Source organism: Clostridium sp. AF19-22AC, assembly GCF_003479085.1.
Taxonomy (GTDB): Bacteria; Bacillota; Clostridia; order Lachnospirales; family Lachnospiraceae; genus Faecalicatena_A; species Faecalicatena_A orotica.
On sequence record NZ_QUGN01000020.1, the window covers coordinates 1 to 20,629 of the forward strand.

18 protein-coding genes and 1 other RNA gene are annotated in these 20,629 nt (G+C 43.3%); 16 read left to right on the plus strand and 3 right to left on the minus strand.

The features are described from left to right. Nucleotides 1-118 precede the first annotated feature (118 nt). Nucleotides 119-847 (minus strand): hypothetical protein, encoded by a 729-nt coding sequence (locus DWX43_RS19430; protein WP_182440768.1) that lies wholly within the window; start codon nt 845-847, stop codon nt 119-121. 178 nt (nt 848-1,025) lie between these two features. Next, nucleotides 1,026-1,370, minus strand: a transfer-messenger RNA (tmRNA) gene (gene ssrA, locus DWX43_RS19435). 550 nt (nt 1,371-1,920) lie between these two features. Here ssrA and DWX43_RS19440 point away from each other — a divergent pair. The 10 genes from DWX43_RS19440 to ung all read left to right on the plus strand — a co-directional run bounded on the left by DWX43_RS19440 (nt 1,921) and on the right by ung (nt 12,619). After that, entirely contained in the window at nt 1,921-2,742 is an 822-nt protein-coding gene (locus DWX43_RS19440; RefSeq protein ID WP_109731286.1) for a zinc dependent phospholipase C family protein, read from the plus strand. 61 nt (nt 2,743-2,803) lie between these two features. Beyond that, the gene (locus DWX43_RS19445; protein WP_118621526.1) at nt 2,804-4,054 is read left to right on the plus strand and encodes an MFS transporter; all 1,251 of its coding nucleotides are present in this window, start codon (nt 2,804-2,806) and stop codon (nt 4,052-4,054) included. Nucleotides 4,055-4,266: 212 nt separating this feature from the next. Beyond that, complete coding sequence (locus DWX43_RS19450; RefSeq protein ID WP_118621527.1) at nt 4,267-4,971, plus strand: ABC transporter ATP-binding protein; 705 nt, start codon at nt 4,267-4,269, stop codon at nt 4,969-4,971. Nucleotides 4,972-4,980: 9 nt separating this feature from the next. Continuing rightward, nucleotides 4,981-8,067, plus strand: a complete 3,087-nt coding sequence (locus DWX43_RS19455; protein WP_118621528.1) for an ABC transporter permease — start codon at nt 4,981-4,983, stop codon at nt 8,065-8,067. 111 nt (nt 8,068-8,178) lie between these two features. After that, nucleotides 8,179-8,859 (plus strand): response regulator transcription factor, encoded by a 681-nt coding sequence (locus DWX43_RS19460; protein ID WP_109731282.1) that lies wholly within the window; start codon nt 8,179-8,181, stop codon nt 8,857-8,859. Next, a complete protein-coding gene (locus DWX43_RS19465; RefSeq protein ID WP_118621529.1) occupies nt 8,856-10,352 on the plus strand; it encodes a HAMP domain-containing sensor histidine kinase in 1,497 nt (498 codons plus the stop codon). Before DWX43_RS19460 ends, DWX43_RS19465 begins: the two co-directional genes overlap by 4 nt. Before the next feature lie 23 nt (nt 10,353-10,375). Further along, the gene (locus DWX43_RS27065) at nt 10,376-10,531 is read left to right on the plus strand and encodes a hypothetical protein (protein WP_181368670.1); all 156 of its coding nucleotides are present in this window, start codon (nt 10,376-10,378) and stop codon (nt 10,529-10,531) included. After that, complete coding sequence (gene hisH, locus DWX43_RS19470; RefSeq protein WP_118621530.1) at nt 10,528-11,133, plus strand: imidazole glycerol phosphate synthase subunit HisH; 606 nt, start codon at nt 10,528-10,530, stop codon at nt 11,131-11,133. The genes DWX43_RS27065 and hisH overlap by 4 nt, the downstream gene beginning before the upstream one ends. A gap of 11 nt (nt 11,134-11,144) precedes the next feature. After that, nucleotides 11,145-11,906 (plus strand): imidazole glycerol phosphate synthase subunit HisF, encoded by a 762-nt coding sequence (gene hisF, locus DWX43_RS19475; RefSeq protein ID WP_109731279.1) that lies wholly within the window; start codon nt 11,145-11,147, stop codon nt 11,904-11,906. Nucleotides 11,907-11,950: 44 nt separating this feature from the next. Further along, nucleotides 11,951-12,619, plus strand: coding sequence for a uracil-DNA glycosylase (gene ung / locus DWX43_RS19480; RefSeq protein ID WP_118621531.1), 669 nt, complete (start codon nt 11,951-11,953; stop codon nt 12,617-12,619). A 50-nt stretch (nt 12,620-12,669) separates the two neighbouring features. On the opposite strand, the gene DWX43_RS19485 is transcribed toward ung, so the two are convergent. Next, nucleotides 12,670-13,647, minus strand: a complete 978-nt coding sequence (locus tag DWX43_RS19485; RefSeq protein WP_118621532.1) for an aldo/keto reductase family protein — start codon at nt 13,645-13,647, stop codon at nt 12,670-12,672. Nucleotides 13,648-13,774: 127 nt separating this feature from the next. Between DWX43_RS19485 and DWX43_RS19490 the strand changes: the two genes are divergently transcribed. From DWX43_RS19490 to DWX43_RS19515, 6 genes are all read left to right on the plus strand, one after another. Next, nucleotides 13,775-14,182 carry a MerR family transcriptional regulator gene (locus DWX43_RS19490; protein ID WP_118621533.1) on the plus strand — a complete coding sequence of 136 codons (408 nt, stop codon included), beginning with the start codon at nt 13,775-13,777 and terminating at the stop codon, nt 14,180-14,182. After that, on the plus strand, nt 14,175-15,902 hold the full coding sequence (locus DWX43_RS19495; protein WP_182440769.1) for a histidine kinase: 1,728 nt from the start codon (nt 14,175-14,177) through the stop codon (nt 15,900-15,902). Before DWX43_RS19490 ends, DWX43_RS19495 begins: the two co-directional genes overlap by 8 nt. Then, nucleotides 15,890-17,407 (plus strand): response regulator, encoded by a 1,518-nt coding sequence (locus DWX43_RS19500; protein ID WP_118621535.1) that lies wholly within the window; start codon nt 15,890-15,892, stop codon nt 17,405-17,407. The genes DWX43_RS19495 and DWX43_RS19500 overlap by 13 nt, the downstream gene beginning before the upstream one ends. Nucleotides 17,408-17,536: 129 nt before the next feature. Further along, on the plus strand, nt 17,537-18,850 hold the full coding sequence (locus DWX43_RS19505) for an extracellular solute-binding protein (protein ID WP_118621536.1): 1,314 nt from the start codon (nt 17,537-17,539) through the stop codon (nt 18,848-18,850). 66 nt (nt 18,851-18,916) lie between these two features. Continuing rightward, nucleotides 18,917-19,789: a sugar ABC transporter permease gene (locus DWX43_RS19510; RefSeq protein ID WP_118621537.1), complete on the plus strand. Its 873-nt coding sequence runs from the start codon at nt 18,917-18,919 to the stop codon at nt 19,787-19,789. Further along, nucleotides 19,789-20,628, plus strand: coding sequence for a carbohydrate ABC transporter permease (locus tag DWX43_RS19515; RefSeq protein ID WP_118621538.1), 840 nt, complete (start codon nt 19,789-19,791; stop codon nt 20,626-20,628). The genes DWX43_RS19510 and DWX43_RS19515 overlap by 1 nt, the downstream gene beginning before the upstream one ends. Nucleotide 20,629: the final 1 nt, after the last annotated feature.

Genomic DNA, 20,629 nt, shown 5'->3' on the forward strand with positions numbered 1-20,629 from the left:
TTTTATTTTTTTAATTGTCTACTTGACGGGGAGCGGTTCAAAATTGATGCGACAGCCCCTTTTTGAATGGGTATATCTTAAGCTGTTCCTATGGGTGCAGGGACGCTTTAGTTTATATTTATTCTCCTACAGGAACTAATTGTATGGATGCACCAGAAACAGAAAGTACAGTACCTTCTTCAAAAATTGCATTATTATATTGTGATATGCTAAACCCTGCTTCTGCCGGATTTCCCATAATTTCATTCAAACCACCCTGGTACATATTATCGGAACTTACATTTCCACTGCCGCTGGTAGCAATCAGATTATATGTCCCGGCAGGGAAATCAGTTCCTGCCGTATAGTTTCCAGCACCTAAATCAATTGGGGTAGCATCGGCAACAGTCCTTGGAGTAACTGAGGAAACTTCGGCATCTTCAGAAACTAAATGAATAGTTACAGTACTGCCCAGTGTTAATGTGACACCAGATTCCATTTTCAATCCGTTAAAAGAATCAATGGAATACCCTTCTTCGGCAGGAGAGCCCATAATCTCATTTAAACCTCCGGTAAACATATTAGATGAAGAGACATTACCGGATCCCCCGGTTGCTGTTATATTGTATGTACCTACAGGGATATCGGTACCTGCGATATAATTTCCGGCAGATAAATCTATTTCATAATGTTCTTTCGCTACATCTGCTGGTTTTTCCTCCTCTTTTCCAGAAAGGTCTTTCAGTGTATCCCCTAACTTTTCTTTGACATCTTCAGCGGATGTTGATTTGCCATCTGAAGTTCCGCATGCAGTAAATGAAAATGCCATAGCAGCGGCCATAATAATTGCTAATAATCTCTTTTTCATAAAATTCCTCCCTTATCCATAATCTAATTATACAATAACATATTTGAATTAACAAAGTAAATGGAAAGTTATGCAAAAGAATAAAAGGAGGTGAGTATGAAGCCATATCTGGTCTAATTATAAAATAGCTAAAATCTTAAAAAGGGGGAACAGGCGAATATTCGCCGTTCCCCCGCAATAGTGGACCTGGCGGGAATCGAACCCGCGTCCAAAAACCTATCCCATGTACTTCTACTATCATAGTCAGTTCTTTGTCATTCCCTCTGCCGTACGAAAACTAACATCCTTACGGTTTCAGTAGCTTCATAATACGCCTATTGGCTCAAAGCTTTGCCAATATCGTTTCCCGCATAGTCGGTGCCAGATTCCCGGGGTGCGGGTACCCCGGGGCTAACATGCAGCATTTAGGCTGCAGCTAATTCGAAATTATCGTTAGCGTTTAATTTTAATTTTGCGATTTGACGCATCAGCCTGCGGATAGCTTCTCCATCTTCAAGATCCCTGTCGAAACCAGTACAAGCCCTTAGATGTTTCTGCATATCCATTCTATAGAAAAGGTCCCGTAAAGTCAAGGCATTCAGGGAAAATTACATTTCTTTCCTTAATGTGACAATTTTTAGAGCGTTATAGTTTACCTGAATTTTACATAAAATAGTGGTTTCATGAACAGAAATGTGTGATAGTAGTTACTGTTCACTCCCCAGTCTATCACTACGCTGATAGGCTGAGAGGAAGAACGTAAAGTAGCCAATAAGCCTGCTCCTCGCCGCAGGCGACTTTAAATGAGCAGGCGCGTTACTGTTTACAGGCTTGCCTGTGAACAGTAACTGATAGTATGTAAAAGGATTTACTTTGCGTTATATTTGTTGAACTATTATCCTTATATAAGGTATAATGATGTAGACAGTATGAAGTTTTTGGAATGAAGTTCTGTCAAGAGGGGGACAACTGAGAATAGAAAGCTGTGGATACTGCCCACATGCCGGATATTTTTTACATAGCATGAAGATGCCGCGAATAAGGGCATTAAGTGCTTACAATGATAATAATAAGAGGAAAAGAGGTCTTTTACTATGCCAACAACGTATGCACATTACAAATTCGGAAAAGATGTAATCAGCGCCCTTCCGAGACCGCTTGAGACATCGGTTGAGAACAACAGGGCACTGTTTGATATAGGGCTGCACGGGCCGGATATTCTGTTCTATTATAAAGCGCTTTCTGAGAATCCGGTGAGTGCGCAGGGGTATGCACTCCATGATAAGATGGCCGATGAGTTTTTCAAAAATGCAGTGGATGTGATCGAAAAGTCTGAGAATCCTGCGGCGGCAAGAGCTTATATGTATGGTTTTATCTGTCATTTTGCACTGGACAGTGAGTGCCACAAGTACATTGAAAAGATGATTCAGGTCAGCGGAATCAGTCATTTTGAGCTGGAGATGGAGTTCGACCGTTATCTGCTGACAGAGGACCATATCAATCCTCTCACATATCTTGGGACGAAGCATATACATCCGGATATGGAGAATGCGAAGGTTATCGCTCCGTTTTTTGACGGACTGGAGGCAGAGACGGTGAAGAAGGCATTGAGCTCCATGATTACGTTTCATAAGCTTCTGATGGCACCGACCAAAGGACGGAGAAAGGTACTCTTTACGGCGATGAAGGCGGCCAGATGTTATGATTCCAAGCATGGCATGGTCATGAGTGAGGAGCCGAATCCGGCATGTGCAGAGTACTGCCTGCTTCTGAAGAAGCTTTATGCAGGAGCGGTGCCTCTGGCTGCAGGACTGATCATTCAATATCAGAAGACACTGTTTCAAAAGGCAGAACTGCCGGGACGGTTCCATGAGACATTCGGTGCCGGAGACAACTGGGAATCACTGCCGCTATAGGCGGGGATGACCGGAAGCATTTGTTTTTCAGGAAGACTCAAATGATGTGAGGGGGAAGGCTATGAAATTTAAAATGGCGGCTTTGGAGAAGAAGTGGGTACTGTATGATGTGGGGAATTCAGCATTCGTTATGCTGGTAGCAACGATTTTCCCAATTTATTTTAACCACCTTGCCGATCAGGCGGGGATATCATCAGTCAATTATCTGGCATACTGGGGATATGCAACATCGATCTGCACCCTGCTTGTTGCAATTTTGGGTCCTACACTGGGAGCTGTTGCGGATACGAAGAATTACAAGAAGGTTATTTTTTCTGTCTGTCTGGGTGTGGGTGTCATAGGATGTGTTGTTATGGGGTTTATATCCTCTTGGATCTGGTTTCTCGGTATTTTTATTCTGGCTAAGACAGGATATTCCTCCAGCCTCATTTTTTATGATGCCATGCTTACAGACGTGACCGAGCCGGAGAGGATGGACATAGTATCCTCACAGGGGTTTGCATGGGGATATATCGGGAGCTGTATTCCGTTTGTGGCGAGCCTCGGGGTGGTGCTTGGCGCCGGAAAGCTCGGGCTTGGGATGCAGACGTCGATGGCCATCGCCTTCCTGATTACGGCGGTCTGGTGGCTGTTGTCAGCCTTTCCGCTGCTTAGGTCTTATAAACAAAAGTATTTTGTGGAGACAACAGAACATATTGTCAAGAACAGCTTCAGCCGTCTGGGGCATACATTTAAAGATATCGCGAAGGAAAAGCATATTCTTATTTTTCTGATTGCATTCTTTTTCTATATTGACGGCGTTTATACAGTAATTGATATGGCTACGGCCTATGGTCAGGCACTGGGGCTGGACAGCACGGGGCTGCTGCTTGCACTGCTTTTAACGCAGATCGTTGCTTTCCCCTGTGTACTTATTTTCAGCAGGCTGTCCAAGAAGATATCATCCACAACGATTATCACAATCTGTATTGCGGCATATCTGGGCATCGCTATTTATGCATACTGGCTGGATACGCAGCTTGATTTCTGGATACTGGCAGTGCTTGTCGGAATGTTTCAGGGGACGATTCAGGCTCTGTCGCGTTCCTATTTTGCCAAGATCATTCCGGCGGAAAAGTCAGGAGAGTATTTCGGTATCTATGATATCTGCGGGAAAGGGGCTTCTATATTCGGAACTGCATTTGTATCTGTATTGAGCCAGCTTACCGGCAATGTGAATATCGGGGTGAGTGCGTTATCTGTCATGTTTTTGGTGGGACTTCTGCTGTTTCGTAAGGCTGTAAAGGCTAACGGGCAGCTTACAGGGAATTAAATCAGAGACGGAGGATATTCTGCCTGATCTGGGGACCGGCTGCTAATTGAAAATAAAAGAATTTAGAATCAACCGTTTTAATAGCTGAACGGTTGATTTTTTTGCTTAAATTTTTTATTAAATAATAACGAATTCACACTCTCTTTTGCAGCGGTTCATGTTATAATATCAATATTTAACGGGGGAATATCAGACAGACGAGGAGAAGCATTATGAATGATTTCGTAAAACTTGAAGAAATAACGAAAGTATACAAAATGGGGGAAGTGGAAATCCGCGCAGTAGATGGCATTAACTTTGCAATCAACAAGGGGGAATTTGTCATAATCGTAGGTCCCAGTGGTGCCGGAAAGACGACGGTACTGAATATTTTGGGCGGAATGGATACGGCCACGGACGGCAGGATTACTGTCGACGGGGAGGATATCACAGGTTTTAATTCGAGACAGCTTACGGGATACCGCAGGAATGATATTGGTTTCGTGTTCCAGTTTTATAATCTGGTGCCGAATCTGACGGCACTGGAGAATGTTGAGCTTGCCCTGCAGATTTGTAAAAACCCACTGGATGCAAGAGAGGTTCTGGAGGAAGTGGGACTTGGGGACCGTCTGGATAACTTTCCTGCACAGCTCTCAGGCGGGGAGCAGCAGCGGGTTTCCATCGCCCGGGCACTGGCAAAGAACCCGAAGCTTCTGCTCTGTGATGAGCCGACAGGGGCGCTGGATTATAATACAGGGAAATCTATCTTAAAACTGCTTCAGGACATGTGCCGGGAGCGCGGCATGACAGTGATCGTTATCACTCATAATTCAGCACTTGCACCAATGGCAGACAGACTGATCAGGATCAAGAACGGAAAAGTTTCAAGCATGGAAGTGAACGAGAATCCGAGATCAATAGACGAAATTGAATGGTAGGGCTAAGATATGAGTAAGAAGGCACTGAGAAAAGATTTTTATATGGAAATACGCCGCAGCCTCGGGCGTTTTCTTTCTATATTTTTTATTGTTGCAATCGGGGTTGCATTCTTCTCCGGAATCCGCTCTGCGGAGCCGGATATGCGTCTCTCGGGCGACGCTTACTTTGATGAGAAGAATCTGATGGATATTAAGGTAGTCAGCACACTGGGCCTGACAAAAGACGATCTGAAAGCGCTTCAGGAGGTCGACGGTATCCTGAAGGCTGAGGCCGGTTATTCAACGGACGCGTTGTGCAGTGTATATGACAGCAAAAAGGTAGTACATATTACATCGCTTCTTCCTTCCATGAATGAAGTAACTGTGGAAGAGGGGCGGCTTCCGCAGAAAAGCGGCGAGTGCGCTGTGGATGTGGATTTCTTATCTTCCAGTGAGTATAAGATCGGCGACAAGATTACATTTACATCCGGTAATGACGATGACATTAAGGATACGCTGAAGAATGACACTTTTACAATTGTGGGGAGTGTGAGCAGTCCGTGCTACATTTCTTTCCACAGAGGCAGCAGTACGATCGGGACAGGTTCCGTCAGTGGATTTGTTTGTGTCCCTGAAAGCAGTTTTGATATGGATGTGTATACGGAGCTGTATGCAGCAGTCGGCGGGGCGAAAGAGCTGACTGCATTTACGGATGAATATGATGACAGGGTTGAGGCTGTGATGGATGAAGTCGAGAAGATCCGTAAGACGAGGGAAAATGCCAGGTACAAGGAAATCGTAGATGAAGCCAATGAAAAGCTGGACGATGCCAAGAAAGAATTAGACGATGCCAGACAGGAAGCAAATGAGAAGCTAAATGATGCAAAAGCAAAGCTGGACGACGGCAGAAACAAGCTGAATGATGCAAGGACCGAGATTGCAGACGGTTATGCAAAACTGGAAGATTCCAGTAACCAGCTGAATGAGAAGCAGGCAGAGGTAGATCAGGGCTATGCAGATTTAAATGCACAGACTGATACGCTGAATGAAAAGATTGAAGAGCTGAACCAGGCGAAGGAACAGTACGCCGCACTTGTTTCAAGCGGGATGACAGACCCGCAGACGCTTGGGACGCTTCAGGTGATGGAGGCGTCAATAGCCGAAGGTGACCAGCAGATCGAGGCTGCCCGCGCCCAGATTGAGGAGGCAGCCGCCCAGCTCAATGACGGACAGCAGCAGATCAATGATGGATGGGCTCAGGTTGAACAGGGACGTAATGATCTTGCTGATGCAGAGAGTGAGATTTCCTCAAAAGAGCAGGAATTAAATGATGCACAGAAAGAGTATGACGACGCGAAAAAAGAAGCGGACACGAAGATTGCGGATGGCGAGAAGAAGATTCAGGATGCAGAAGATGACATCAGAAAGATTGACCATGCAAAATGGTACATCTATGACAGGAGTACCCTGACAGAATACACAGGGTATGGGGAAAATGCAGACCGTATGAAGGCGATCGGCCAGGTATTCCCGGTATTGTTCTTCCTCGTGGCTGCACTGATCAGCCTGACAACCATGACACGTATGGTGGAGGAACAAAGGACTCTGATTGGTACGCTGAAAGCACTGGGATATGAGCGGCATTCGATTGCCGGGAAATATCTCGGCTATGCCTGTCTGGCAACTGTCAGCGGAAGTGTTTTGGGAATTCTGATTGGTGAGAAAATACTTCCTTATATCATTATTACTGCATACGGGATAATGTACCAGCATATGCCGAACGTCGAGATCCCGTATAATATGTTCTACGGTCTGACTGCATCGGCAGCCGCGCTGGCGTGTACGCTGCTTGCAACGATTTTCTCCTGTTTTAATGAGATGAGGGAACAGGCGGCAGAACTGATGCGCCCGCCGGCACCGAAGCAGGGAAAACGTGTATTTATGGAAAGGATTCCATTTATATGGAAGCATCTGAGTTTTATCTGGAAGGCAACCGTAAGAAACCTGATCCGTTATAAAAAGAGGTTTTTCATGACCGTTTTTGGAATCGGCGGCTGTATGGCACTGCTTTTGGTCGGATTTGGACTGAAAGACTCAATCTTTGATATTGCGGTATTCCAGTATAATGATATTCAGCTCTATGACGGAAACATCATTCTTGATGAGGATGCATCCAATGAGCAGAAAGAGGAATCCTTCGACATATTGACATCCGACTCACGGGTGGAAAGCACGGCGGAGAACCTTCTCCAGCAGATAGAGGTCAGCCACGGCAAGGTAACGAAGGATGTATATCTGAATGTACCGCGCAATGTGGAGGGATTTTCAGATTTTGTCGTGTTTAAGAACCGGATTACGGGTGAACATTATAAACTGGATGACAAGGGCGCCATCCTGAATGAAAAGATGGCAAAAACACTGGACGTAAAAGCCGGTGATACTATCAGGATTAAAGATGATGATAAGGGTGAGATTGAGGTCAGAATAGAAAATATATGTGAGAACTACATGGGGCATTATCTCTATATGACACCCGGATTATATGAGGAACTTTACGGGAAAGCCCCGGACTATAATTCGATCTACTATAAAATGAAGGCCGGAAAAGAGGGCCAGATAGAAAAGGTTGGAGAATCTATTCTGGAGACGAAAGGGGCTTTGAGTGTCAGCTATACAAATACACTTCAGGACCAGTTGGACAGCATGCTTAGCAGTCTGGATATCGTTCTGATTGTACTCGTGATTTCAGCAGGAATGCTTGCCTTTGTCGTACTCTATAATCTGAATAATATCAACATTACGGAACGGCAGAGAGAACTGGCCACATTGAAAGTACTGGGATTTTATGATAATGAAGTATCGGCTTATGTGTACAGGGAGAATATCATCCTGACTGTGATTGGTGCCCTTTTCGGAATGTTCCTTGGAAAATTGCTGCATCAATTTGTCATCGTAACGGTTGAGATTGATTCGGTGATGTTCGGCCGGGAGATTGATCCGAGTAGTTTTGTTTATAGTTTTTTGATTACAATCGGATTCTCGCTTTTCGTTAATGCGGTGATGTATTTTAAACTTAAGAGGATCAATATGGTTGAATCTTTGAAAAGTGTGGAATAAAAGTTACTGTTTATGCCCGCAGGGCGCGTATTTTCACAGTTTTGCCATATTTACCTGTTATGATACAAAAAGTAATAAACAGAGTAATCATGCGGATAGGAGACGATCAGGATGGAGAAAGTCAAAGTTTTAGTTGTAGATGATGAAAGCAGGATGCGTAAGCTTGTGAAGGATTTCCTGACAAGGGAAGGATATATTGTGCTGGAGGCCGGAGATGGCATGGAGGCTATGGATATTTTTTATGAGGATAAGGAAATTGCCCTGATTATACTGGATGTTATGATGCCAAAGATGGACGGATGGCAGGTTTTAAGGGAGATCAGGGAGCACTCTAAGGTGCCTGTTATTATGCTGACCGCACGTTCCGAAGAACGGGATGAACTTCAGGGATTCGATCTTGGAGTCGATGAGTACATTTCAAAACCGTTTAGTCCGAAGATCCTTGTGGCGAGAGTGGAGGCCATTCTCAGGCGGACGAAAGGGATTGAAGCCTCAGATGTGATAGATGCAGGCGGTATTATGATAGATAAAGCTGCACACATCGTTAAAATAGACGATAAGGCTATTGACTTAAGCTACAAAGAGTTTGAGCTGCTCACATATTTTGTTGAGAATCAGGGCATTGCACTTTCCCGGGAGAAGATTCTGAATAATGTATGGAATTATGATTATTTCGGGGATGCCCGTACCATTGATACCCATGTCAAGAAGTTAAGGAGCAAGCTCGGCGATAAAGGGGAATACATTAAGACCATCTGGGGGATGGGATATAAATTCGAGGTGGAAGCATGAAACATTCCATAAGACGGCAGATGATGGTTGTCTTTGTCGGTCTGATTGTGTTTATACTCGTGCTGATGTTTGTCGTGAACTCCGGGTTTTTGGAGGAATACTACATTGTCCATAAGCAGGCGGACCTGACGAATATGTACAGCTCTATCGATAAAGCGATCAGGCAGAACGAGATCAGAGATGATTCGGTGACGGAGAAGCTTGGGAGGCAGACAGAGAAGAGTAACATCTCTGTTATAGTCGTGCAGACTGACGGGTCCATCGTGTTTTCCACAGTAAGGGACGGGAGCAGCCCGCTCTATGTGAAGCTGCTGGCGTATATTTTTGATAAAAACCAGGATAATGGCAAGACACTGAAAAGTACGGATACTTACAAAATCTATAAGACAAAAGATTTCGTGAATGGTACGGAATATCTTGAGATGTGGGGGAATATGTCTGACGATTCTATATTTGTCATGCGGAGTCCTCTGGAAAGCATCCGGGAGAGCGCCGATCTGGCGAATAAGTTCCTTGTTTATATGGGGGCAATCGCTATCCTGCTTGGTGGGATTCTGGTATGTTTTTTCTCAAGAAAGATAAGCGAACCGATCAAGGAACTTGCCATCTTGTCACAGCGTATGGCGAATCTGGACTTTGATGCCAAATATACAAGCGGCGGTGATAATGAGATCGGAGTCTTGGGCAGGAACTTCAACGTGATGTCCCAAAGGCTGGAAAAGACGATATCCGAGCTGAAAAGCGCGAATAACCGGCTTCAGAAGGATATTGAACGGAAAGAAAAACTGGAAAATATGCGTACGGAATTCCTCGGGAATGTTTCTCATGAACTGAAAACACCGATTGCGCTGATTCAGGGGTATGCGGAAGGGCTGAAGGAAGGTGTGAATGACGATCCGGAGAGCCGTGACTTTTACTGTGATGTCATCATGGATGAAGCAGCGAAGATGAATCAGATGGTCAAGAACCTGCTGATTCTGAACCAGCTCGAATTCGGGGATGATGACGTGGAATTCGAACGGTTTGACATTGCAGGGCTGATACGGGGGGTACTCGCAAGCTGCGAGATTTTAATACAGCAGGCAGAGGCGACGGTCGATTTCATTGCAGACGAATCGGTTTGTGTATGGGCGGATGAATTTAAGACAGAACAGGTAGTGCGTAATTATATTACGAATGCGATCCACCATGTTGAGAACGAAAAGCGGATTGAAATTCGGGTAACATCAAAGGAAGAGACTGTAAGAGTCTCTGTATTTAACAGCGGCAAGCCAATACCGGAGGAAGATCTAGGGAAGCTCTGGGATAAGTTCTACAAAGTGGATAAGGCCCATACCCGGGAGTATGGCGGGAATGGAATCGGGCTCTCAATAGTTAAGGCGATTATGGAGTCTTTTCATCAGGATTATGGTGTCAGAAATTTCGAGAACGGGGTAGAATTCTGGTTTGAACTGGATTCCGGGAAAATGGAACCGGTAAGTAAAAAATCTTGAAAAACGTAAGGAAATGCGTTAAAATGCTACTATTAAGGCATACAACGTGCCAACTGGCAACAGTCGGTATATTGTATGCCTTATTCCACGATCTGGATACGGTTGATACAGCCCCGGTGCCTGTAATCGGGACCGGCAATACGGACACAGATAAAAGGGGAAAGGATGAAAACTTATGATAGCAGTAATTGATTATGACGCGGGCAATATAAAGAGTGTGGAAAAAGCGCTCCTGCTGCTCGGACAGGAAGTTGTGATAACGAAAGACCGGGATACGATTCTCAAGGCAGATAAAGTAATCCTGCCGGGAGTAGGGGCTTTTGGTGATGCTATGACGAATCTGAGAGAGAGAGGCCTTGATAAAGTGATTCATGAAGTTGTGGCCAGGGAGATTCCGTTTCTTGGAATCTGCCTTGGACTCCAGCTTTTATTCGAGCGGAGCGATGAATCTCCCGGCGTAAAGGGACTTGGAGTTCTGAAAGGAGAGATTCTGCGTATTCCGGATCAGGAAGGGCTGAAGATTCCGCATATGGGATGGAATTCACTGGAACTTAGGGGGGATGGCAGACTGTTTCGGGGAGTGCCGGAGCAGTCCTATGTTTATTTCGTGCATTCCTATTATCTGAAGGCGGAGGATGAGAACATCGTGAAGGCTTCCACGGAATACAGCACCCATATTCACGCTTCCGTTGAATCGGGAAATGTGTTTGCCTGCCAGTTCCATCCGGAAAAGAGCAGTGACGTAGGCTTAAAAATACTGAAGAATTTTGTGGAACTTTAGGAGGAAGGGCGATGTTTACAAAGAGAATCATTCCATGTCTGGATGTGAATGCGGGCAGGGTTGTGAAGGGCGTTAATTTCGTGGATTTAAAGGATGCGGGGGATCCGGTTGAGATTGCAAAGGCCTATGACAAGGCCGGGGCGGATGAACTGGTATTTCTTGATATTACGGCGTCCTCCGATGCAAGGGAGACGGTTGTGGATATGGTCAGGAAGGTGGCGGAGTGTGTATTTATTCCGTTTACAGTAGGAGGCGGAATCCGTACAGTAGAAGATTTCAGGGCGTTGCTTCGTGAAGGAGCAGATAAGATTTCCATCAATTCTTCTGCAATCAATACTCCGGAACTGATCCATGACGCAGCGGAAAAGTTCGGCAGCCAGTGTGTAGTCGTGGCAATCGACGCGAAGAAGCGGGAGGATGGCAGTGGATGGAATATCTATAAGAACGGCGGCCGGATCGATGTCGGTATAGATGCAGTCGAATGGGCCAGAAAGGTCGAAAGCCTCGGAGCGGGAGAGATTCTGCTGACGAGCATGGACTGTGACGGCACAAAGGCAGGCTATGATCTGGAACTGACACGTACGATTGCGGAAAATGTTTCGATTCCGGTCATAGCATCAGGCGGCGCCGGCAGACTGGAACATTTTAAAGAAGCGCTGACAGAAGGGAAGGCAGATGCCGCACTGGCAGCTTCACTGTTCCATTATAAAGAACTGGAAATCAGGGAAGTGAAGGAATACCTCCAGAAGGAAGGCATTTCAGTAAGGCTGTAGAGAGCCTTCGATTAATTAAACATAAAAGATAGGAGTAAATGAACATGGCTGGGATAAATGGCGATTGGTATGAAGCACTAAAAGATGAATTTAAAAAGGATTATTACAAGAACTTATTCCAGACGGTGAATCAGGAATACCATACCCGTCTGATATTTCCGCCCGCAAATGATATATTCAATGCGTTTCATCTTACACCACTTAAGGATGTAAAAGTTGTGATTCTGGGGCAGGACCCGTACCATAATAACGGTCAGGCACACGGGCTGTGCTTCTCTGTAAAAAAAGGTGTGGAGGTTCCGCCGTCACTGGTGAACATTTATCAGGAACTTCATGATGACCTCGGCAGCGAGATCCCCAATCACGGCTGTCTGACAAAATGGGCCGAACAGGGTGTGCTGATGCTTAATACCGTTCTCACGGTTCGGGCACATCAGGCTAACTCCCACAGGGGAATCGGCTGGGAGGAATTTACGGATGCAGCGATTAAAGTACTTAATGCGCAGGACCGGCCGATCGTGTTTATTCTCTGGGGAAGCCCGGCGCAGCGGAAAAAGGTGATGCTGAATAATCCAAAGCACCTGATTCTTCAGGCCCCCCATCCAAGCCCGTTGTCTGCATACAGGGGATTCTTCGGGAGCAAACCGTTTAGCCAGACGAACCGTTTTCTGGAGGAGAACAATGTGGAGCCGGTAGATTGGCAGATTGATTAAAAAGAAGGGGATGCGGCACTAATTACTTCGTGCTGCATCCCCTGTGTGATTTATCCTACATGCCGTTCATATTTTTTAAAGTCTAAAATTTCTTCGATTTTCTCGAGAATAGGCTGCGGAATCGTATAATCGCTTGCAGACAAGTTGTTTTGCAACTGCTGCGGTGAACTTGCCCCCGTGATGATGCAGCTGATTTCTTTTTTCTGTAAAATCCATGCCATTGCCAAAACTGCCAGGGGAATATTCAATTCATCGGAAATGGCCGTCAGTTTTTCTACAATTTCAAAGGTATGGTCTGTCAGGAGGTTTTCAACCTGGTGATCCGCCTGGTGGACAGCTCTGGAACCGGCGGGATATGCCTGGCCGCGTTTGTATTTTCCGGTAAGGATGCCCTGTGAAAGTGGTGAAAAAGATGTGATTCCGATACCATATTTTCGACAGGTATCAAGCAGGGAATGCTCAATATAGCGGTCCAGCATATTATATTGGGGCTGTATCACTGTAAGGGGATACAGATTGTAACGTTCAATAATCCTCTGGGCTTCCTCGATTCTGTCACTCCCCCATTCCTCACTCACACCATAGTATAAAATTTTACCCTGAGAAACAAGGTCGCTCATTGCCCGCAGTGTTTCTTCCATAGGAGTCCCGGTGTCATAGCGGTGGCAATAATATAGATCAAGATAATCCAACTGCATATTTTTTAGGGTAGCGGAGCAATTTTCTAAAATATGTTTTCTGGACAATCCCCGGTCGTTGATGCCGGCTCCGGTGGGAAAATACACTTTGCTGGAGATAACAAGTTCGTGGCGCGGATAATCCTTTAATACCTGCCCCAGAAAACGCTCGGCTTCCCCGCTGCTGTATGCATCTGCGCAGTCGAAGAAATTCACACCGGAGTCAAAGGCGAACTTTATTGTTTCTCTGGCTGTTTCAACAGCAGATGGTTGGGCCAGATTTGTCATCCAGCTTCCAAGAGCGATTTCACTTACTTTTAAACCACATTTACCTAAGTTTCGATACTTCATATTTTGATTTCTCCTTTTTGAATATTTATTTTCTTTACAAATCGTATCATTTGAAGTAGACTTTAAGTCAACAGCATTTTGAAATGTTATGCTTTTTCTGCTCAAAATTATAGTTTAGGAGGAGAATATGAAGCAATACAGTATCAGGGTTATATCGGAAATCACACAATTTCCTGCGTCGACACTTAGATATTATGAGAAATTAGGCCTGCTTAAAGGTGTAGAAAGAGATAAGAATGGATTGAGGATTTACAATGAGGTTCATTTACAGCAGCTTACAAGTATAAAATGCTTTAAAGACTGCGGAATGTCCCTCGGGGAGATATGTAAATTTTACAAGTATGAGAATGATCTTGAAGGCAATATTGAGGAAATTCTTGATCTTATTCTGAATAGTGAAAAAGAATTAACAGACAGAATCGGCGAAATGCAGGAACAACTATTGCATATACAGCATAAAGTGCGTTATTACCAAGGAATAAAGCATGCAATTGTCCATCACGAAAAATGGGGAAGATTTGAAGATTATGCTTAATTTGAAACTAAGCCTTAAAATTTCATTTTTACTGAGTATCATTATTTTTTTCAGTATATTTGCGTATTTAATGATTTATATCCGGCACTATCAACAGTATGAGATTGAAACTGTCGGACAGGAGAACATTGCCACACTCCATTCAATTGATACATCTTTGATTACTGTATTTGAGAATGCCGATAATTATTCTAAATTGATCCTGGCGGACAGTGTAGTTCAGGACCAGATGAAAAGTGGAAATATCGTATCAGATTTTAATAAACAGCAAGTTCTGATCAGCCGAATTTATTCGGTTATGCAGTTCTCGGAAAGTATCGATACTGCCTGGCTGATTGACCGTAATGGACAGAAACTGACTGTCGGCGAGCATGCTGATTCTTATTCGGAAAATACAACAGAGTATGACTGGCTAAAAGATAAATATGGCAGGGTCCAACTGCTCACAGAAAAGAGAGAGGGGCAGAATTATTCCGTGCTGGTAAGGCCATTTAATGACCTGAATACTTTTGAAAGCCGTGGTGTGATAGGGGTACAGATTGATAATCAAAAAATAAAATCACTTATTTCAGAGAGTGTTATTTCTGAGAAGGATGGGATTATCATTTTAAATGAAAACAACGATGTAATCTTCAAAGAAGGAGACCTTAGCCCGGCTGACAGTATTATGCAGACTGCCAGTGAACTGGAAACTTCGGATGGTGAACTGCTGCGTCTGGAAAATATTGATGAAAAGCCATTTTTTTTATCAGGAATTATTAATTATGAGAAGGGCTGGAAAATCATCAGGTATTCTCCCGTAATAAAAACGGATAGTTTTCAAAAAATCTTACAGTTTAATATCATCCTCATCATTGCACTTGGAATTTTGATTATAGGAATTTCGGTCACAATTGCAAATATTCTGACAAGACCGGTACAAGCCCTGCTGGACAGAATGAAAAACGTGGAACACGGAGAACTTACCAAAATCAGTGAACGGACATATTTAAGCGAATTCCGCGTATTGTTTGACGGGTACAATAAGATGGTCGATGAGATCAAGCGATTGATCCAAGAAGCTGTTTTAAGGCAGAAGCGCATTCGGATTGTAGAAATGAATGAAATGCAGGAATTAATGAAGCCACATTTTCTTTATAATACACTGGAAACATTAGAGGCGCTTATTCTTACGGAAAACATGCGGGACAGCGCAAAACTTGTCGAGGCACTTGGTGATTTTTATAGAAAATCAGTCAGTGGCGGCCGGGAATTTCTTTCAATCAGTGAGGAAATACAGATTGCCAGGGATTATGCGGATATCCTTAAAATAAGGTTTGGGGAAACCTTCAAATTTGATGTCCGTCTGGATGAAGCATGCGCTAAGTACAATATTCCAAAATTGACGATTCAGCCGCTGGTAGAAAATTCGTTTCAGCATGGAATCCGGCAGCGGAAACAATATGGGTACATTCAGGTTTGTGTTGAGAAAATTCAAGATAAGATACATATCTGCGTGAGAGATAATGGGAAAGGAATCCCAAAAGAGGTTATGGATGAGATATCTTCCTGCAAAACATACAGCGAGAAGCGCAGTCTGGGCTTAAGGGGAACTATCCAGAGACTGAGCCTTTTGTATGAAGATGCGTTTTCATATGAGATATTAAATAGCGATATGTCAGAGATACATATTTATCTGGAAAGCGATGTTTTGGGGGAATATGAATTATGGAAAAACTGAAGGTAATTCTTATTGATGATGAAATGCTGATTAGAAAGCTAATCCGCATGAAAATGAACACAGACAGGTTAAATCTGGAAATTATAGGGGAATATTCAAACGGAGCCGATGCATTTGCGGATATTCAGAACGTCAGACCGGATATCGTTATCAGTGATATTTGTATGCCGGAGGAAGACGGACTTTCATTCAGTGAAAAGTGTGTGCAGATACTGCCGGAAGTTAAGATTATACTTGTAACGGGCTATGATGATTTTGAATACGCCAGAAGAAGTATCAAAGTGGGAATTTTTGACTATCTTTTAAAGCCGGTGCAGGCAGATGAACTGAACTCTGCCCTTGAGCGTGCCACAGAAGAAATTAGAAAGCTTCGCGAGCAGAAGGAAAAGCATAACCAGTTCCGGGATGAAATAGAAAAACATAAAACGGCCTTTCGGGATATTTATATTAACAAGATTTTAGCAGAAGACGATATAGGAGAAGATGTAGAAGCCAAACTTCTGGAGTATGGAGTAACCATTGACAGAACAGGTTGTGATAAAGTCAGAATTGCGGTTCTGGTCGTTCAGGAAGGTTTTTATGAAGTGGCTTTGATTGCCCAGGTGCTGGATGAAGCGAGTGCATTTTTTGAGAGCGATGAGGGGGTTGTTGTATTAAAAGATCTGTGGAACCGGATTGTGATTATTTCTGATAATGCAGAAATTCCTTTTGTGGAATGTATAGATATTTTAAAATTACTGATCCGGACAAAATTAGGATGCCATCTGTTAGCCGGAGTATCAGAACCGTTTGAAGGGTGGGGGATGCTCCGCGCGGCATATCTGGATGCACTTGCCTTTATACGGGAGAAACGGCAGGAAGAGAAAATTGAAGGCGCGAAAGCGCTGCCCGGATGGGAAGAATTAAAAGAAGCAGTCCAAAATGGCAGCATGGAAAAAGTACAAGAAATCGTGAAAGGCTGTATTCCGGATGAAGAAGATCTTTATGAACTGCGCAGAAAGATACATATGAGCTGCCAGAAACTTTGTATTGATTTGGAAATCAATCAGTGTGGCCTTTTGTTTGATAAAGAGTTGTCCTGGTGTTATACGGCAGAGCATCTGAAGTACTGTCTGGGGAATATTGCGGTAGAAATAGCTGTCAGAAAAAAAATCGAACGTGGAGACAGCAATGGAATGACAATACAGAAAATATTGCTGTTTATGCTCAGTCAGATTGACAGGGAAGAATTGAGTTTAAATTATTTGAGTACAGAGTTTTCTCTCAGCAACAGCCATCTGAGCAAGATGTTGAAAAGTTTTACAGGAAAAAAGTATGTAGAAATACAGTCTGACATGAGGCTTTTGAAGATGCTCGAGCTCATCCATACAACGAATTTAAAAGATTATAATATTGGCAGGCAGATCGGAATACAGGATGCCCATTACCTGAGTATCTGGTTCAAGAAAATGATGGGGTATTCGATAACAGAATATAGAAAATTGATTGAAACAAAATCAAAATAATGAAATATTGAGATGAAAAAGAACAAGAAAATGAAACATTCCTGAAAGGTTTATGAATGTATTTGCTTGTTCTTTTTCATTATAATTAATTATACAAGAACAAGCTATCGTTCATAAGGAGGTAATGAAATGAAAAAGGTAATGAGAAAGGTGGGAGCAATGCTTCTTGCAGCTTCCATGACAGTTTCGCTTGCAGCCTGCGGGTCATCAAAGGATGAATCAGGTTCGGCAAAGGATTCAGACGGACAGATTACACTGACAATCTGGCATCAGTCGGTGGCGGACACAGATCCGGTAAAGAAGATTATCGAAGATTCTGTAGAAGAATATCATGAGCTGCATCCAAACATAACGATTGAACAGGATGGTGTTACGGGAGAACAGTATAAAACGAAGATTAAAACTGCATTTGCAGCGGGTGAGGCACCGGATATTTCATATATGTTCAGCGGGGGAAGCTTTGTGAAGCCTTATATTGATGCGTCATATCTCCTTCCTATCGATGATTATGTGAGTGAAGATACCTTAAATAGTGTCCTGCCGGGTATGCTGGACGGATGTACGTTTGACGACAAGTTATATACACTTCCGACAGTAACGTTTCTCGCAAACCTGTACTGCAATACAGAAATGTTTGAAGATGCAGGTGCGAAGATCCCTACAACATGGGAGGAACTGCTGGATGCAATTGATAAACTGAATGCAGCCGGATATACCCCGATGATTCTGGGAGAAAAAGACAGATGGCCGGGTATGTATATGTATGATATTATTTCCGCAAGAACTGCAGGGAATGCAGGACTGGAAGAAGCATTTGGCGATCCGTCAAAATTTAATTCCAAACCGTTTATAGAAGCGGCAGAAAAGCTTCAGGAACTGGTGAATGCAGGCGCTTTTAACAAAAACATGATGAGCATGAGCTACGATGAAATGGTGGAAGGTTTTGCAGCAGGACAGGCAGCAATGCTTTATCAGGCAAACTGGGTACATCCATCCATTCAGGCAGAGGATTCACCGACAAATGGTAAGGTGTCTTGTGTTGCATTCCCGGTAATTAAAGATGGTGCAGGCAGTATCACAGAATTCTCCGGCGGCAGCTCAGACGGATATTATATCAATGCGAATTGTGAACATCCAAAGGAAGCAGTGGAGTACCTTGAATATTTGAGCAAGAAGATCGGCCAGGTTGGTTATCAGCAGGGAGCAGGACTTCCGTGCTGGGATACAACAGGTGTGGATACTTCAGGGCTTACACCACTGGATACCGAGTCTGCAGGTTTGATGGAAACAGGAACATCTTATATTTCATGGTGGGATAATATTCTTTCATCAGAAGATTCTGAAACCTATAAAGATTTGCTGGCTCAACTGATTGGATTACAGATTACACCAGAAGAATTCTGTGAGAGTATGTCAAAATTGAGTCCTTCAGATTTTTATTAAAGATTAAGGTTCATAAAAAGGGGCTGCATTTTATTGTAGCCCCTTTGCTGTAAGGAGAGCATTGAAATGCAAAAAATATTATCAAATAAAAAGGCAATCGTGTTGTTCATGTTTCCTACCATGTTTTTGATGGCTGTCTTTGTTGTTGTCCCGATTTGTATGTCGGCTTATTATAGTCTTTTGGATTGGGATGGTATCGGAAAGGGAACGTTTATAGGCTTTCAGAACTACATAGATTTGGTTGCAGATGAAAGATTTTTAAATTCCGTTAAGAACTCATTACTCTACGCCGCATGTTCCCTGCTCATCCAGCTGCCGGTTTCTTTGATACTGGCAATTATTGTGGCAAATGTACGCAGAGGAGAAAAAGTATACCGCACAACCTTTTTTATACCTGTCATTATTTCCAGCGTTGTAATCGGACAACTGTGGCAGAAAATATTCAATGGGGACTATGGCCTGCTAAACGCTTTTCTCTCCGTACTGGGAATACCGGGGCAGGATTGGCTGGGGCAGGAAAGTACCGCACTGGCAGCGGCATTTATTCCAAACCTCTGGCAGTATATCGGATACCATATGCTGATTATGTATGCGGGAATTAAATCTATTTCCCCCGATATCAATGAAGCTGCAAGGATTGACGGGGCGAACAAAGTCCAGATTGCATGGAAGATTACAATACCATTGTTGAAGCCGATTTTACAAGTTTGTGTTACCTTTTCTTTGATTGGAGCTTTGAAAATATTCGACCTTATCTACGTTTTGACAGGCGGCGGCCCGTTCTTTTCAACAGAGGTACCGACGATTTATATGTACAAAACGATTTTTGATTCATTTAGATATGGTTATGGAAGTGCAATCGCTATCTTTGTAATTATTGAGTGTATGATTCTTACGTTTGTGCTTCGTCTATTTTTCAGAGATAAGGAGAAGTATTAATGAATAAAAAAATTACAGGCAGGGCGAAAAGTTGTGTTACACATGTTTTTCTGATTATTTTCGCATTTATTCAGGTATATCCGCTTTTTTGGCTGTTTGAGTTTTCGTTAAAAGACAATAGTGAGATTTTTGGAGGGAATATAGCGGGACTTCCAAAGCACTGGCGGTTTGAAAATTATGTTACGGCTTTTTTTAAGGCAAATGTTATAAAATATTTTTTTAACAGTGTACTTGTTACGGGTATTACGATTGCCGTTACTCTGATCGTATCAGCGATGTCGGCATATGCGATTTCACGAATGATATGGAAAGGGAGAGAGACAACATTAAAGATTATATTGATGGGAATGATGGTACCGATTCATGCGGCATTGCTGCCATTGTTTATTATTTTGAGTAAAACCCATTTATTAAATTCCTATGCTTCACTTATTATCCCGTATATTGCGTTTGGTCTGCCGATGGCGATTTATCTGTTTACAAGTTTTATGGAATCATTGCCAAAGGAGATGGAAGAAGCCGCTGCAATTGACGGATGCGGAATTTACAGGATGTTTATGCTGATTGTTTTTCCATTAATCAGACCCGCAGTTGCGACAGTAAGTATTTTCACATTTATTTCTTCATGGAATGAATTGATGTTTGCAGTTACGTTTATCAATAAGGCAGAGTTCAAGACTCTTACAGTAGGTATCATGTCTATGGTAGGAGCGTATACAACAAAATGGGGTGAAATCGGAGCAGGCCTGATGATAGCGACGATTCCTACAGTTATTATGTATTTATTATTGAGTGAACAAGTACAAAAAAGCCTCGTTGCAGGAGCAGTGAAAGGATAAG

Bases quoted from the DNA above. Each gene is read 5' to 3' on its own strand.
- DWX43_RS19505 (WP_118621536.1), top strand. From the start codon at position 17,537: ATGAAAAAGGTAATGAGAAAGGTGGGAGCAATGCTTCTTGCAGCTTCC.
- DWX43_RS19500 (WP_118621535.1), top strand. From the start codon at position 15,890: ATGGAAAAACTGAAGGTAATTCTTATTGATGATGAAATGCTGATTAGA.
- DWX43_RS19510 (WP_118621537.1), top strand. From the start codon at position 18,917: ATGCAAAAAATATTATCAAATAAAAAGGCAATCGTGTTGTTCATGTTT.
- DWX43_RS19445 (WP_118621526.1), top strand. From the start codon at position 2,804: ATGAAATTTAAAATGGCGGCTTTGGAGAAGAAGTGGGTACTGTATGAT.
- DWX43_RS19515 (WP_118621538.1), top strand. From the start codon at position 19,789: ATGAATAAAAAAATTACAGGCAGGGCGAAAAGTTGTGTTACACATGTT.
- DWX43_RS27065 (WP_181368670.1), top strand. From the start codon at position 10,376: ATGCTACTATTAAGGCATACAACGTGCCAACTGGCAACAGTCGGTATA.
- DWX43_RS19490 (WP_118621533.1), top strand. From the start codon at position 13,775: ATGAAGCAATACAGTATCAGGGTTATATCGGAAATCACACAATTTCCT.
- DWX43_RS19485 (WP_118621532.1), bottom strand. From the start codon at position 13,647: ATGAAGTATCGAAACTTAGGTAAATGTGGTTTAAAAGTAAGTGAAATC.
- DWX43_RS19460 (WP_109731282.1), top strand. From the start codon at position 8,179: ATGGAGAAAGTCAAAGTTTTAGTTGTAGATGATGAAAGCAGGATGCGT.
- DWX43_RS19440 (WP_109731286.1), top strand. From the start codon at position 1,921: ATGCCAACAACGTATGCACATTACAAATTCGGAAAAGATGTAATCAGC.
- hisF (WP_109731279.1), top strand. From the start codon at position 11,145: ATGTTTACAAAGAGAATCATTCCATGTCTGGATGTGAATGCGGGCAGG.
- DWX43_RS19495 (WP_182440769.1), top strand. From the start codon at position 14,175: ATGCTTAATTTGAAACTAAGCCTTAAAATTTCATTTTTACTGAGTATC.
- DWX43_RS19465 (WP_118621529.1), top strand. From the start codon at position 8,856: ATGAAACATTCCATAAGACGGCAGATGATGGTTGTCTTTGTCGGTCTG.
- DWX43_RS19455 (WP_118621528.1), top strand. From the start codon at position 4,981: ATGAGTAAGAAGGCACTGAGAAAAGATTTTTATATGGAAATACGCCGC.
- ung (WP_118621531.1), top strand. From the start codon at position 11,951: ATGGCTGGGATAAATGGCGATTGGTATGAAGCACTAAAAGATGAATTT.
- DWX43_RS19450 (WP_118621527.1), top strand. From the start codon at position 4,267: ATGAATGATTTCGTAAAACTTGAAGAAATAACGAAAGTATACAAAATG.
- DWX43_RS19430 (WP_182440768.1), bottom strand. From the start codon at position 847: ATGAAAAAGAGATTATTAGCAATTATTATGGCCGCTGCTATGGCATTT.
- hisH (WP_118621530.1), top strand. From the start codon at position 10,528: ATGATAGCAGTAATTGATTATGACGCGGGCAATATAAAGAGTGTGGAA.